Origin of the sequence: Paenibacillus sp. FSL F4-0122, from assembly GCF_038002845.1 — a bacterium.
Taxonomy (GTDB): domain Bacteria; phylum Bacillota; class Bacilli; order Paenibacillales; family Paenibacillaceae; genus Paenibacillus_AQ; species Paenibacillus_AQ odorifer.
The window spans coordinates 4,677,598-4,692,292 of record NZ_JBBODI010000001.1 but is presented as its reverse complement, the minus strand read 5'-3'; the positions used below and the strand labels follow the sequence as shown (position 1 = coordinate 4,692,292).

Sequence of the window (14,695 nt, the reverse complement as noted above, 5' to 3'; positions counted from 1 at the left end):
GGAACCCCCTTTTTACGCTACCAGTTTTCCTTACTGGAAAGAGTATGCACTATTGGGTTGATTTACGCAGTGTCAGCACATGCATTTCAGCAGGACTGCCCCAGCGAAGTGGCAGATGTGCTGTTCCAAACCCTCTGCTGATCAGCAGCAGGGCATTTTTTGCGGAACCGTCCCCTCTTGGCCAACTAAACTTTCCAGCGTCATATTTATGATAGAAATGCTCTACATGTCTTTGACCCACAAATGGAAGGATCACCTGCCCCCCATGCGTATGACCTGCCAGAATCAGGTCCGCTGGCACACTCTGGCGCTTCGATAACCAAAGCGGATCATGTACAAGAATAATACGACAGGTATCTTCAGCAGAAGTGTTTGTGGTTAATGGCGGAAAAGGACCGTATGGAGTTTTGCCCCCATTTTTCGGAAAATCAATTCCGGTTAACCAAAGTTTAGCTCCCTCACGTTCAAAAGCCACATTTTCATCCATTAACAGTTTTGCACCACTGTCCTGAATAATCTCATCTACCCTTGAAATATTAGCCCGGTAATCATGATTTCCATGCACAACATAGGTAGATGCAATAGAAGTAACTAGAGTCATATTATCGACAAGACGATTTAAAGGACTATCTTTTTCCGTTAGATCTCCTCCCAGAAAAACAACATCTACCCCACCCTTTAATGGTGTCAGAAGCGCGGAAGGAAGGCGGCGGCGATGGATATCTGTTATAAACAAGATACGAAATCCATCAAACTCTTCAGGTAGCGAATCTAGCATTATTTCCTCGGTAATAATTCTGTTTCTAAAAGCATTAATCACCATAATTATGACAACGGCCGCAGCTATCAATAAAATGACCAAAGCCATTCCCCATGCCCATGTGCTCACCATAATGTGCTCAGCGGAGGCGCTCCTTCAATTCCCCACCAAAGCAGCCCGATTAGCAAAATAACAAAGGTAAAAATCAAAGAATTTACAAACATCTTGCTTAAACGAACTTTTTCTGAAGAATAAGTATCTGAACGAGAAGGAACAGATTCTTCGTCCTTCTCTTTACTTCCTGTGGAAGAGCGCTTTGCAGAACCTGCTGGGCGGCGAGCTTTTCTTGATAAAGTTGCTGTAGAAACCCGAGCGGTAGCATTTTTCTTTATAGGAGTAGACTTCTTTTCAGGAGTAGCCTTTTTTACAGCCTCCGAAGTCCGCTTCTCTTTTTTACTTTTGCCAGGATGTTTGCTTTCACTTTTGTGTTGTTTTTGTCGAGACTTTACCCGGCTTAATTCCTCACTCATGATTCCCTCCTATAGCGGATCACCAGACCTGAGATCAGGTCGATGAAGAAGTGACATAGTATAGGGGCCCAGAGGCTGCCCGATTGAATGTAAATATATCCAAGACCATAACTGCTTAAGAATACCCAGCCGGTAGGTACAAAGTGACGTAAATAACGGACATGAATAAGAGCAAATACTATACTCGTCCAATAAGGGCCAATGGAATATTGGATGGCTCCGCGGAATAAGAGCTCCTCACATACCGATACAATTGCTGCTATGACGATAATATGCCACACAGGGCGATTTCGAAATAAAAGGTCGTTTATTCCACCATCATCCATGCTTTCCTCAGGGACAATATGTGTCAATAAATAGTCAACAATTAGCATTGCAGCAGCAAGACCAAGGCCCCATGCCACAAAATGTACTTTTTCTGGAATAATTAATAGCTGAAAAGGATTTCTTTTCTGAAATAATATCCATATCAAACCGATAATTAATGTGAGCCCCTGAGTGATATAGAGATTGAGCAGCAGAAGACGGTCTGTCAACTGGCCTGGTTCTACCTTTTTAACCTTAATCTCGCCAAATTTGAATTTTTTCATCGTGACCTGCCTGTTCTTTATTTTTTTCGGGCCGCTCCGAGAGAGAAACCGTCCATAGTGTTGCTATCAATACATAATACATAGGATAATCCCCCCAGAAAAAGGAGCATTTATTATGAGCAAACGTAAGTCCCGCAATCAAATGTTATACACGCTAGTTTTTTTGTTTTTCTTAGTTTGCGCCTTCGCCGCATTTTTTACTGGCGTCAAGGTTGGCGCAGACAAAACTGAAGCCAAATATGACAATCAATCAAGCATGAATGGATTAGTAGAATTCACGGGCTCGTATCAACAGCAGGATCTTGTTACTTTCTATCATAACGTATTTTTGCCCTATCGGGAATTCAAGCGGAATTGGAACATTCAAGTAGATAAGTTAGCGCGCAGCACAGATGCTCGTATGAATGCGGCAGTAATGAAGAATCTAAGTATTCTAGCAGACCAGCAATATGAAAGAGTTAATCAAGATTCAATTTTCACTAACTCTCCTCTATTACATCAGTCACAGGTCAATGTACTCAAAAGCTTAACTTTATTTTCTAAGGCCTCCGGCAAAGTCTCTACCAGTGCCTCTGGTGCAGAGACAGCCAAGTTATTGAAAAATGATGAATTTACAACCGGCGCCGTGAAGTACGGTCTGTTAGCACAAAAGAACTTCTATGATTCTATGCTAAAATGGGGCTCTAAGACAAACCAGAAAATACCTTCTGCACCTGGCGAACTAAAAACGATGTCTTTCATCCAGTGGAAAAAAATGCCGCTTCTTTTGAAGAATGCTTCTATCGCTGACATGATGCTGAATCGCGGAATTTTTGCAGGTTATGATCCTCAGGACATCACTGCTAAAATAGACGATATGATTTACTCAGGCACTGCAAGCTCATTAAATCTTTCGGATATCCAGTCCTCAGTAACCTTGTTGATTTCTACAGGTGCTGTGCAGGAACAGGATTTTGTAAAATGGCGGGAACAGTATTATAACAGGGAGACACTTCCACAGCTTCCGTTCTTTTTTGAATAGAACCAGTTATTGAATCATAACGAAAAATGAAGTTCACTTCAAGAAACGCTGCTTGCAAAGCCTATTGACACAACTTGCATACCGTGTTACATTATGAAAAAATTAATCATTCAAAACCGATGATGGAACAAAGATCCTGGAAGTCTTCAGAGAGCCGGTGGTTGGTGCAAACCGGTGACGAACAGCTATCTTTAGCGCTCCTGAGATATTGTATCGAACCTTAAAGTAGGTACAATCGGATCAACTCCGTTAACAGTGTGGCCTATGCAGGCCAATGAGGCTGCTTCTTCCAAGTTGCAGTGAATTAGGGTGGTACCACGAAGATAACTCTCGTCCCTTACTACGGCAGTAGTATGGGGTTGGGAGTTTTTTTAATTCCCTAATCCCCCATAAATACTACCTTATGCCCAAAGTTACCGATTTCGCGGTACTCTTGCACGCTGTTTCTTTTGTGCGACACCGCGTTGATCTACTATTATTACATGTTTTTCTCTACTAGTTCGTGAACCTTCTGGTATTGTGGACTGCCCATCAGGGCGTCCTCGACATATAAAGCTTTTCAACTTTAAGGGGGATAAGAAACCATGTTTAAAGTATTAGTATCGGATCCAATCAGTGATTTGGGCATTCAGCAATTGATGGACGCAACAGATGTAGTTGTAGACAAAAAAACAGGTCTCAGTGAAGATGAGCTCGTTGCAATCATCGGTGAATATGATGGTCTACTCGTCCGCAGTCAAACTACAGTAACTGAAAAAATTATCGAAGCTGGAAAAAACTTAAAGGTCATTGGTCGTGCAGGTGTGGGTGTAGATAATATCAAGCTGGAAGCTGCTACTCAACGTGGGGTTGTTGTTATCAACGCTCCTGATGGAAATACCATTACAACTTGTGAGCATGCTTTTGCAATGATGATGGCTTTGGCCCGTCACATTCCACAAGCTTATGCAAAAACAATTGGTGGAACCTGGGATAGAAAAACCTTCGTGGGTGTAGAACTTCGCGGCAAAACATTAGGTGTACTGGGAATGGGCAGAATCGGTAGCGAAGTGGCAAAACGTGCCAAAGCTTTCGGCATGGAAATCCTTGCTTTTGATCCTTTCTTAACTGCTGAGCGTGCTGAGAAACTGGAAGTAAAATTAGCTTCCGTTGACGATGTAGTCCGCGGAGCAGACTTCATTACTGTGCACACTCCACTTACTCCGGAAACACGCCATATGATTTCCCGCCCGCAATTTGAAGTGATGAAAAAGGGAATGCGCATCATCAACTGTGCCCGTGGTGGTGTAATTGATGAAATGGCGTTAGTAGAAGCTATTGATAGCGGTATTGTTGCTGGCGCTGCATTTGACGTATTCGAAAAAGAACCGCCACAAGCAGATCACCCATTCTTGTCGCATCCAAAAATTATCGTGACTCCCCACTTGGGCGCTTCTACAATTGAAGCTCAGGAGAATGTAGCGATCGATGTATCGGAACAAGTACTGCATATTCTGCGTAATGAACCGTTCATCAATGCTGTAAATATTCCTCCAGTTGCTCCAAGCGTAATGAACAAACTCCAGCCTTACTTCACACTTGGTGAGAAGCTGGGCAGCTTTGTTACCCAGATTACAGATAGTGCTATTCGTGAAATCCATGTTGAGTATGCGGGTGATCTGTCAGATGTCGATACCCAACCACTTACCCGCTATATTGTGAAAGGCGTGCTCTCCCGCCACTTCGCTGAGGATGTTAACATCGTTAACTCCATGCACTTGGCAAAAACACGCGACGTTAATGTAGTAATAACTAAAGCGTCCAAAACTAAAGGCTTCACTAATCTGATTACCGTGACCCTTAAAACAGATCACGACCAAGAACGTCTCGTAGCCGGAACATTGCTGCAAGGTTATGGAGAAAGAATTGTTCAAGTGAACAAGTTCCCGGTTGATATCGCTCCTGAAGGACATCAAATTGTAGTATCCCATAACGACAAACCAGGGATTATCGGACTTGTGGGCACATTGCTGGGCGAAAATGATGTCAATATCGCCTCCATGCAAGTGGGACGTAAAATCGTTGGTGGCGAAGCAATCATGCTGCTGACCGTTGATAAAGCTGTACCTACTCATGTGCTTGTGAAGCTTGCTGGTCTACCAGAAATCAACACTGCCGAAGAAATCATTCTTCTGTAAGCAATACGATAGAAATCAAACAACAGAGCAGCGATTCTCCTCTTATAGGAGTTTCGCTGCTTTTGTTGTTGATCGTTGACCCGTTTCGGCTTCATTTACAATATCGAATCGAGTTCCCTCGTGGAGGCTTACGGACACCCTTGAGGTTACGGACCCAGATGACCCTATATGCAATAATTTCGCCTTTGAAGCAGGGTTTCGGACTCTAGTGCCACTATTCCTCAAGAAGAAAGCTAAATCAGGTGTTTTGCCTATCAATAGCGTCTATGGGGACCGATAGCGTTCTAAATATACGAAAATGCTGCATTATAGATCAGCTGTGTCCTATACTGCTTCACACGCACATATGGGATCAAACAGATCAAGTTTGCTGTTTAGACTAAGAATGCGGGAACAGTCCGCCCATCGATGTCGGTAAATCCATACTTTTCAGCCAGCTTAGCAACCTGCTGCGGTTGACCGGTCATAGACATAACCTCAGGATCGGTTGCGAGAGCAGCGGCTGCCCTACCGATATAGGTTGTGGATTCAGTCATCTGCAATTCTTCAACCTCATGCCAATGCTCCTCATCCGTGTTCATGCTCTCCAACACCGCCTCTGTCCTCATCCAGCCCGGAGTAAGAGGAATAACTGCAATGTTGTCCTCTTTAAGCTCAATCGATAACCCGTAGGCCATGCGCACAAGTGTATTTTTAGAAAGATCATAATAGAAGTTTCCGAGATATTTGTAATGATCCCAAAAGGTTGTGTGGATGATTAGACCGCCAGCTTTTGCCTCGCGCATTAAAGGTATGGCGTAATAATTTGTTACCAACTGTGCCCTCACACCCGCATTAAACATATTGTCCCAATGCGCTGTTGGAAGCTCCCAGAAAGACTTCTGCTCAATAAGTAAATCGTTGCCGCCCCATACATTGTTGACTAAAATATCAAGCCGCCCTTGCTCTGAAGCAATCTGGCGAATGACCGTCTCTGTCTCCTGATCTTTTGTATGATCACATCGTATGGCGCTGCCGGACCCTCCCTCCGCTTTTATTTCCCTAAGCACGTTATCAATGCTCCACTTGCTTTGCCCTGTGCCAGAGACCTCTGTCGTTCTGCCCGTAATATAAACGAATGCACCTTTCCTTGCCAGCTCCAATGCAATTCCTCTACCAGCACCTCTGCTGCCTCCGGTGACCAATGCTACTTTTCCTTTTAAAGACATGTTCTCAATCCTTTCTACATTTGTTTTTCTCTAAATGTTCTATATTTAATCCTTACCTTATATAAGTATAATTCTTTAATATGACATCAACTGACATATATAATATAATAATTAATTAAGAACTGACTAACATTTATTAGGAGGAGGAATGTTCCCTTAATGAGAGCCGATCGTTTGTTATCCATCTTACTTTTGCTGCAAAATCGTGGAAAGATGACGTCCCGTGAGCTAGCCCAGACCTTAGAAGTGTCTGAACGAACTGTGTTTAGAGATATGGAAGCCTTATGTACAGCAGGAATACCGATTCTTGCCGAACGGGGACGCGAAGGGGGCTGGATGCTCACAGAAGGATACCGAACCTCGTTAACGGGTATGAAGCCCTCAGAGATTGCTACTCTGCTGCTGTCCGCAGACTCCTCGATTTTAAAAGATCTGGGTATACAAAACGACTTTTCTTCTGCCGTACTCAAGCTGGAGGCTGCTTCGCCATCTAGGACGAATAATCCAGCCAGTTACCTAAGCCAGCGCATCCATATTGATGGTGCCAGCTGGCACCCTTCCGACGAGACCTATCCGTTCCTATCTATCCTGCAGGAAGCTGTTTGGGAAGATCGTAAAGTAAAGATCACTTACCCACGGAATGACGAGACGAAGGAACGTTTTATTGAACCTCTTGGGTTAGTCGCAAAACGTGGAGTGTGGTATGTAGTGGCACGAACCGAGGGTGATATGCGGACTTTTCGCGTGTCAAGATTAATACAAGCTGAAGCAACTAATGAATCATTTGTCAGACCTGAGACTTTTGATTTAAAAAGCTACTGGGAACAGTCGACTTTAGCTTTTAAAGCAGCTCTGCCAAAATATGTAGTGAAATTAAAGGTGAATGAGTCTATTCTTAAAGAATTACAACGTGAAAGATATGTAACTATAACTTTAGTAGAACCCTCTGCTAATACTGGGTGGATGAACGTAGAGGCCGAGTTTAATACTATAGAATCTGCCTGTCGTATCGTACTCTCTTTTTCTCCTTCAGTTATTGTTTTAGCTCCTACCGAACTAGTAGGGATGGTAAAGTCTGCTATTAAAACAATTTCCACAATATATGAGGAATTTTGACATGAATTCTAAATATCTACTACTTAAAGAAGATTTATGACACTTCTCTATAGACCAATGACCTATAAATCCCCTATAATAACACCATTACATAAAATTTAATAAGGGGGACATTTTACCAATGAGCTGGATGCACAAACTTCCGTTAAAACAAAGAATTGTTGCCGGATGTTACCTCGTTGCCGCACTGTTTGCAATTCCTGTCTTAGTTACGTTAATGATTCTAGGTCAATTTCTCGTAGGAATTATACTAGTAGTTGTTCTTGCAGGTCTGACTTTACCTGTTGCTCGCTTCGTGGAGAGAACGCTTACATCATCTTTTGATGATATTGCTAATGTATCTCACAGTATTTCGAAGGGGGATTTCACTAGCAGAGCGGACGAAAATGGTTCAATGGGTGACGTAAGCCGCTCCTTTAACACAATGATTGATAAGCTCAAGAAGATTCTGACCGATGCATCGCAGATCACCCGTCAAGTAATGGATGCAAGCCGCGGAATCGAAGATAAGAACCAGAACCTGAAAATTGTTATGGCACAAGTAGCCTCTTCTTCTACCGAGCTCGCTCTTGGTGCAAATGAAATATCTACGGATATCGCTGATATGACAGAATCCATTAAAGACATTGAGACCAAAGTATCCAATTATACGAACTCCACCAAAGAAATGAACAGACGTTCAATACATACCTTAGAACTTGTTGAGCAAGGGCGCCAATCCGTAGATACACAGGCTGAAGGCATGCGTAAAAACATAGAGGCTACACAAAAAGTGGCTGATACTATTGAAGCTCTCTCACAAAATGCCCGCGGGATTACGATGATCACCAAGACCATCACAGAGATCGCTGAGCAGACCAACCTGCTGTCACTCAATGCCTCCATCGAAGCTGCTCGTGCCGGAGAGCATGGTCGGGGTTTTGCCGTTGTCGCTCAAGAGGTTCGCAAGCTTGCTGAGGAATCTACGGCTTCCACAAAAGAAGTATTCGGTTTGGTCCGCAGCATTGAGTCAGATATTAAACAAGCCATCGATAATATCGCCATCAATGAAGAGGTTGTGCAGGTTCAGAATGAAATGATCACTCAATCTGCCCATATTTTCGCACAAATTGTACAAAGCGTGCAGTACATTACCGAGCAAATCTCTTCATTCTCTGCGGAGAGTGATCTTATGCTAGAAAGTGCCTTGAAAATTTCCAGTGCAATTGAGAATATCTCAGCAATCACCGAAGAAACCGCTGCAGGCACTGAAGAGGTATCGGCGGCTATGAATGAACAGATTAATGCCCTGCAGTCTGTTGCAGAAGAAACGGAAAAAATGACCCAGGCCGTATTTAATCTGCAAAAAACCATTCATATCTTTAAATTCTAGTTCAAAACTATCAACTGCCACCTAAGCTGAGTCTTAGGTGGCAGTTTTTTTCGCGAGACAAAACTTCATCTCTTGGACAAGACTTTCGTCAAATTTCGAGTTTTTTTAGCGGATTATGTTGACAAAAATTAATGAGGAATATATTGTAAAGGAAAATTATTCTTATCAACTATAAATTAATATTGGCAAAATCCTCGAAAGAGGATGACGCAAAACCATGGATCTACAGCCTCATTTTTTCGTTTGAGGCCATGATTGCCAGGTTGCAGAGGAACCAGGACGGCTGAACTATTGTTCAGTCTTAGCGGCGCCTTATGCCACCAACCTGTGCTTACTATAGAGCACAGGTTTTTACTTTTTGAGTATATTGATCTATCGTATCTATTCGGTAGATTAATAACTAATATATATCAAAAAACTTGTGAGGTGTTTCTTTTGAAGACAGTCGCAGATTACATGGCGGAAGCACTACGTAACCTAGGAGTCACCCATTCTTTTGGGATCATTGGCAAATCGATTTGTCCAATAGTTCTAAAGATGGTCGATTACGGTATTGAATTTATTCCCGGCAGACATGAAGCAAGCTCCGGATTCGAAGCAGCAGGGTATGCGCTGAAAACGGGTAACCTAGGCGTAGCATTTGGTACTTCTGGTCCTGGTGGAACTAACCTGCTCACAGCAGCAGCTCATGCGAAAGCTAACAACCTACCTGTCCTGTTTATTACTGGCCACCAATCCATTACAGAGCTTGGAATTCCTCAATGTCAGGACTCCACCTCTTTTCTGGCTGATTTAGCTGATATGTTCAGACCTGCCACCTTGTTCAGTAAATTGGTTGAACGTGGGGATCACTTTGGTACTATTTTTAATCATGCGATTTCTGTGGCCCTGGCCAAACGGGGTCCTGTTCATCTTTGTATTCCTTTTGATGTACAAACTGAAGTATTGGAAGAATGCAATATTGTAATCCCTGAAAGAGAGTCTCTAATTAGTCAAGCTAATATCGATAGAGTCATCGATGCTATTCAAGCTGCTAAGAATCCTTTGATTATTGCGGGTAAAGGAATTAACCGCTCCGGAGCACATAAAGAGCTTGTTCAACTCGCAGAAACTTTTAATATTCCTGTAGTAACATCTCCTGGTGGAAAAGGGGCTATAGTCTGGGATCACCCACTCTATCATGGTCCTATTGGCGTTGGCGGTTCGACCCACGGGGATGATTTATTGAATAAAAGCGATCTGTTTATAGTGCTTGGATCACGTTTAAGTGATATGACCATCTGTAATCTTAAACGGGAGAATCATCCAGCAACTTTAATTCAATTTGATATTGATCCAACCTTTGTCGGAAAAATCCTATTGTCCAAAACAATACCGGTCACTGGGGACCTGCGCGATAATTTGGTGCACTGCCTAAATCATATTGACCCAAGCACAATCACCAAACGTGAGGCTTTGGCCAATGCTGATTATTCAGAAGAGCTTCCAACCCTCAAGAATCTTTCACTGGCTTCAGTAATGAGCACTTTAAGTGATTTGATCCCTTATAATAATTCAATTTTCGTTGATGATGGAAGCCATGGATTCCACGCTGCAAAATGGTACAAGGTTAAGAAACCGGGCAGCTTTGTTTTTGATGCTTATTTTGCTTGCATGGGTAATTCGATCGGCATGGCTATTGGTGCAAAAGTTGCAGCTCCTGAAGAAACTGTCCTCTGCATTACAGGTGATGGTTGTTTCATGATGCTCGGCACTGAGATTAACACCGCTGTCTGCAAAGATATCCCTGTCATCTTTATCGTGGTCAATAATAAGCAACTAGATATGGCTCTTAAGGGTATGGAGAAAACCACAGGTCGTATCGATGGAACTCTATATGAAGTACCAATGGACGCCGTGAAATTCGCTGAATCTCTAGGTGCTAAAGGCTACAAATGTGAGACTGCGGATGAATTCACAGCTGCAATTAAAGATGCGGTAGCTCTAAACCATGTTGCCGTTATTGAACTACTAACAGACCGTGATGAAGTCCCTCCGACTGCACACCGTACTTTGAACCTAAACTAGGAGGCTAACCATGAAGGAAAATATCAACAGTGGTCTCAACCACTTCACGAATCTATCAGGAGACTATGGCGCAAAAGCACTAGCTCCAATTAAAGACCACTTCCCTGACTTGGCTGAATTTATTATGGGGAATGCCTATGGCGATATTTTTCAACGTAATACTATAGCCCCTGACTGGAAGGAAATTGCAGTCATTTCATCTTTAATTTCAATGGGTCAATTCGAACAGCTGGGTGTTCATTATGTCATGGCCCTTCGTGTTGGAGTCACCGTAGAACAGCTTAAAGGTATTCTATTACACTTAGTACCCGTTATAGGGGCACCTAGAATCATCACAGCTTTTAATATCCTGCTTGCAACCATAGAAGAAATCCAATAACCCAACAGTTCGACAACAATATACAAAATTCGACTTTATTATTGCATGCACTTGAAAAATATGCCTATAATAGAGTCGGAATATCCCAATACTTGCTGTATAGTGTCGAATTTTGACTTTTATAAAACAGCTAAGTGGATATATAAAGGGCTGGATATTGCAGTCGAACTGTTTTGGACAAATTCAATCTATGGGAGAGATTTAGGCATGGGAAGTTTCATTTTGAAGACAGACACTGCAAATAAGGTTATTAACATTGAGTTGGATGGAACATTTTCTGAAGAAGATGGTCTAAAATCTATTCAAGCTTATCAACAAACTATCAATCCAATTACTCCAGCTGACTATGAACTAAAAATCGACTGCAGAAAGCTAAATGTAACTGCACCAGATGTGGTACCTCTTTTAGAAAGCTGCTTTGTAATGTTTAAGAATGATGGGTTTGTAAAAGTAAATCTAACGCTTGAAAATAACCCGATCCTCAAAATGCAGCTTTCCCGTCTTGGCCGTAAAGCTGGACTCGATAACATCGAGATCATTTCTGCGGTTACAGTCTAGATCTTTTAATCTTAATATGTAGTCCACATTTTACTGCTTTCCTGGAGGCGTATTATGACCGGAATTCGTATTAAAGGCATTGATATCTATCATCCCAGCAATATAGTTGGTAACGACTTTTTCATTAAGCATTTTGACGAAAAAGGCATTGATATTCGAGGTCTATTATCCGCATTAGGTCGTATTACACGGTATAGTATTAAGGATGCGGATGAGAATTCCCTTACGATGGCTTTTGAGGCTGCCCGGAATGTTCTGGAGAAAAGTGGTCTCACAGGTGCCGATATCGACCTTATTGCCTATGCAAGTCAAACTCCTGAGTATATCTTTCCTACCAACTCATTAATGATTCACCGTTTGATCAAAGGCGCATCCCATACAATCTGCATTGACAGCAATGCTAATTGTGCGGGTATGACGGCTTCAGTGGAACAGGTTAGCCGTCAGATGCAAGCGAATCCTAGGATTAAACGAGCGTTGATAATCGGCTCCGATTATGTAACCCCTCATGCCGATAAGAATGATCCAGTCTACTACGCTAACTTCGGTGATGCAGCGGCGGCAGTCATTCTTGAACAAGCTGAGGATGTAGTCGGTTTCATTGACTCTATCTACCAAACGAATCCTTGTGTTTGCGATAATTCCAAGTTCCCGTGCGCAGGCCTGGCTAAACTGGGTAAACAAGGTGTAGCGGCTGGAGAGTTTAATGTGAAGTTTATTCCTTTTGATGATTCCATTTGCATAGATGCTGCTTCTGAGTCTATTCGTACTCTACTGTCTAACAACAATATCGCGCCTGAAGCCATTAAAGCAGCCTGCTTCTCACAGTTTTCATTGCCTAATATCTTAGAGATGTGTGAGAAAGTCGGCATTGATCGCAATGTAGCGGTATACATAGGAGATGAATTCGGATATACCTCTACCAGCAGCCCATTTATTGCTCTACATAAAGCTGTAACTACTGGAAAGATCGAACGTGGTGATAAAGTCCTGTTCTGGACAGTGGGCGCCGGTTGGCAAAATGTAGCATTTGTTATTGAATATTAGGAGCTGTATAACAAAAAGCGGCAAGCTAGGGATTCACCTAAGCTTGCCGCTTTTTGTTATAAATATGAACGCAACATCAGGACTTACTTGCAAAGGTGAGCCCCTTTTCCGCGAGAGCACTCCGCAGTAGAACGATCGCCTTTGGCCCCAATCCATGTAGCTGCAGAAGCTCTGCCTCCGTAAGCTTGCTGAATTGTTGAAGCTGAACATATCCAGCCCCATGCAGGGCTCGAAGCGCCGGCTTAGATAGTCCGCCCGGCAGATCAGATTCGTTTCCGTTAACCATAGACATATACAGCCCCTTTATCACTGATATCCTTCATGCTTCTCCCAACCCATGGTACGCGCTACAGCGTCCTTCCAGGCGTTGTAACGACCTTCCCGCTCAGTAATACCCATCTCAGGCGAGAAGACCCTCTCAGCCTTGTTGAAGCTCTCTAGCTGGGCACGTGTCCAGACTCCGGACGTTAACCCGGCCAGAAGCGCTGCACCTAGCGCTGTTGTCTCCGCATATGTGGTTCTAGTAACCTCACTGCCCAGGATATCAGACTGGAACTGCATCAGCAAATCGTTACGCACAGCTCCGCCATCCACACGAAGGCCGGTCAATGGCATGCCTGCGTCTTTTTCCATAGCTCCTATTACATCTCTAGATTGAAAGGCTAAGGACTCCAATGTAGCTCGTACCAGATGTCCTGAGGTAGTGCCCCTGGTGAGGCCAAATATGGCACCACGGGCGTACATATCCCAATAGGGTGCCCCCAGTCCGGTAAACGCAGGCACAACGATAACCCCTTCGCTGTCCTCTACTTCCCTTGCTTTAACTTCTGAGCCTGCTGGCTCCTCTATAAGACCAAGCCCCTCCTGCAGCCACTGAACAGCCGCTCCGGCTACGAACACACTGCCCTCGAGGGCATAATAGAGTTCATCTCCCATACCCCAAGCTACAGTGGTCAACAAGCCATGGCTGGAGGCTACAGCTTCTGTGCCTGTGTTCATAAGTATAAAGCAGCCCGTACCATACGTGTTTTTGGCACTGCCGGGTTCTAGACAAGTATGTCCAAACAATGCAGCCTGTTGATCTCCAAGTACAGAGCGAATTGGAATATCCGCCCCAAACCACTGTTTGTCTGCTATTCCAAATTCGCCGCCAGACATTCTTACTTCTGGCAGAATGGTACGCGGAATACGAAGCTCTTGCATTAGCTCTTCATCCCAGCACCGTTCATGAAGATTGAACAGCATCGTACGTGAGGCATTGGTAACATCAGTGACATGTACGGCTCCGCAAGTAAGTCTCCAAATTAGCCAGCTGTCGATCGTACCTGCCAGAAGCTCCCCTCGATTCGCCCGCTCTCGGGCACCATCCACGTGATCCAGTATCCAGGAGATTTTGGTAGCTGAGAAATAAGCATCTACAACAAGGCCCGTCTTGCTCGCAATAACTTGCTCCAGCCCTTTACTTTTAAGTTCTTCACATTGCTCTGCAGTACGCCTGTCCTGCCACACGATCGCAGGGTATATCGGTTTGCCCGTTGTTTTATCCCAGATTAAAGCCGTTTCTCTCTGATTGGTTATTCCGATGGCAGAGATCTCCTCAACCGCTATGCCACCCCGCGCAATCGCGTCTCTTGCCGCTGCGAGCTGTGACTCCCAGATTTGCTCAGGGTCATGCTCTACCCAGCCTGGATGGGGGAAGGATTGCTTAACATCATATTGACCTTGTGAGACCCATTTAGCCTCCGTATCGAACAATATGGCTCGTGAGCTGGTAGTACCTTGGTCTAAAGATAAAATCATTCTATGCCCTCCCAAGCAAAACCTACAAGATATGTTCCACGATGAACAAGATTAATGTGTTTGTTTCAAC

General features: G+C 43.6%; 14 protein-coding genes, 1 riboswitch and 1 other annotated feature. Of the genes, 8 read left to right on the top strand and 6 right to left on the bottom strand.

What is annotated here, in order from left to right:
• Window positions 1-49: 49 nt before the first annotated feature.
• Genes MHH49_RS20305 through MHH49_RS20295 form a run of 3 tightly spaced genes read right to left on the bottom strand, consistent with a single transcriptional unit; the run spans window position 50 to window position 1,880 of the window.
• The gene (locus MHH49_RS20305; RefSeq protein WP_076147343.1) at window positions 50-868 is read right to left on the bottom strand and encodes a metallophosphoesterase; all 819 of its coding nucleotides are present in this window, start codon (window positions 866-868) and stop codon (window positions 50-52) included.
• A 17-nt stretch (window positions 869-885) separates the two neighbouring features.
• Complete coding sequence (locus MHH49_RS20300) at window positions 886-1,290, bottom strand: hypothetical protein (protein WP_076184021.1); 405 nt, start codon at window positions 1,288-1,290, stop codon at window positions 886-888.
• On the bottom strand, window positions 1,287-1,880 hold the full coding sequence (locus tag MHH49_RS20295; protein ID WP_036676197.1) for a CPBP family intramembrane glutamic endopeptidase: 594 nt from the start codon (window positions 1,878-1,880) through the stop codon (window positions 1,287-1,289). The genes MHH49_RS20300 and MHH49_RS20295 overlap by 4 nt, the downstream gene beginning before the upstream one ends.
• Window positions 1,881-1,995: 115 nt before the next feature.
• On the opposite strand from MHH49_RS20295, the gene MHH49_RS20290 reads away from it, so the two are divergent.
• Entirely contained in the window at window positions 1,996-2,901 is a 906-nt protein-coding gene (locus tag MHH49_RS20290) for a hypothetical protein (protein ID WP_076127483.1), read from the top strand.
• 110 nt (window positions 2,902-3,011) lie between these two features.
• Window positions 3,012-3,242, top strand: a binding site (T-box leader).
• Window positions 3,243-3,485: 243 nt separating this feature from the next.
• A complete protein-coding gene (gene serA, locus MHH49_RS20285) occupies window positions 3,486-5,078 on the top strand; it encodes a phosphoglycerate dehydrogenase (RefSeq protein WP_036676193.1) in 1,593 nt (530 codons plus the stop codon).
• A 374-nt stretch (window positions 5,079-5,452) separates the two neighbouring features.
• On the opposite strand, the gene MHH49_RS20280 is transcribed toward serA, so the two are convergent.
• Window positions 5,453-6,286, bottom strand: coding sequence for an SDR family NAD(P)-dependent oxidoreductase (locus MHH49_RS20280; protein WP_341138454.1), 834 nt, complete (start codon window positions 6,284-6,286; stop codon window positions 5,453-5,455).
• Between the two features lie 159 nt (window positions 6,287-6,445).
• Between MHH49_RS20280 and MHH49_RS20275 the strand changes: the two genes are divergently transcribed.
• The 6 genes from MHH49_RS20275 to MHH49_RS20250 all read left to right on the top strand — a co-directional run bounded on the left by MHH49_RS20275 (window position 6,446) and on the right by MHH49_RS20250 (window position 12,825).
• The gene (locus tag MHH49_RS20275; protein WP_341138453.1) at window positions 6,446-7,402 is read left to right on the top strand and encodes a helix-turn-helix transcriptional regulator; all 957 of its coding nucleotides are present in this window, start codon (window positions 6,446-6,448) and stop codon (window positions 7,400-7,402) included.
• Window positions 7,403-7,523: 121 nt separating this feature from the next.
• A complete protein-coding gene (locus MHH49_RS20270; protein ID WP_036676188.1) occupies window positions 7,524-8,774 on the top strand; it encodes a methyl-accepting chemotaxis protein in 1,251 nt (416 codons plus the stop codon).
• A gap of 174 nt (window positions 8,775-8,948) precedes the next feature.
• Window positions 8,949-9,045: riboswitch (cyclic di-GMP riboswitch) on the top strand.
• 155 nt (window positions 9,046-9,200) lie between these two features.
• Window positions 9,201-10,841 (top strand): thiamine pyrophosphate-binding protein, encoded by a 1,641-nt coding sequence (locus tag MHH49_RS20265; RefSeq protein WP_341138796.1) that lies wholly within the window; start codon window positions 9,201-9,203, stop codon window positions 10,839-10,841.
• A 10-nt stretch (window positions 10,842-10,851) separates the two neighbouring features.
• Window positions 10,852-11,220: a carboxymuconolactone decarboxylase family protein gene (locus tag MHH49_RS20260; protein ID WP_036676184.1), complete on the top strand. Its 369-nt coding sequence runs from the start codon at window positions 10,852-10,854 to the stop codon at window positions 11,218-11,220.
• A gap of 207 nt (window positions 11,221-11,427) precedes the next feature.
• On the top strand, window positions 11,428-11,778 hold the full coding sequence (locus tag MHH49_RS20255; protein ID WP_076101486.1) for a hypothetical protein: 351 nt from the start codon (window positions 11,428-11,430) through the stop codon (window positions 11,776-11,778).
• A 54-nt stretch (window positions 11,779-11,832) separates the two neighbouring features.
• Window positions 11,833-12,825 (top strand): ketoacyl-ACP synthase III, encoded by a 993-nt coding sequence (locus MHH49_RS20250; protein WP_341122033.1) that lies wholly within the window; start codon window positions 11,833-11,835, stop codon window positions 12,823-12,825.
• Window positions 12,826-12,901: 76 nt separating this feature from the next.
• Here MHH49_RS20250 and MHH49_RS20245 read toward each other — a convergent pair whose 3' ends face one another.
• A complete protein-coding gene (locus tag MHH49_RS20245) occupies window positions 12,902-13,117 on the bottom strand; it encodes a DNA-binding protein (RefSeq protein WP_081384042.1) in 216 nt (71 codons plus the stop codon).
• Between the two features lie 14 nt (window positions 13,118-13,131).
• Window positions 13,132-14,625: a glycerol kinase GlpK gene (gene glpK / locus MHH49_RS20240; protein WP_076101490.1), complete on the bottom strand. Its 1,494-nt coding sequence runs from the start codon at window positions 14,623-14,625 to the stop codon at window positions 13,132-13,134.
• Between the last annotated feature and the right edge of the window lie 70 nt (window positions 14,626-14,695).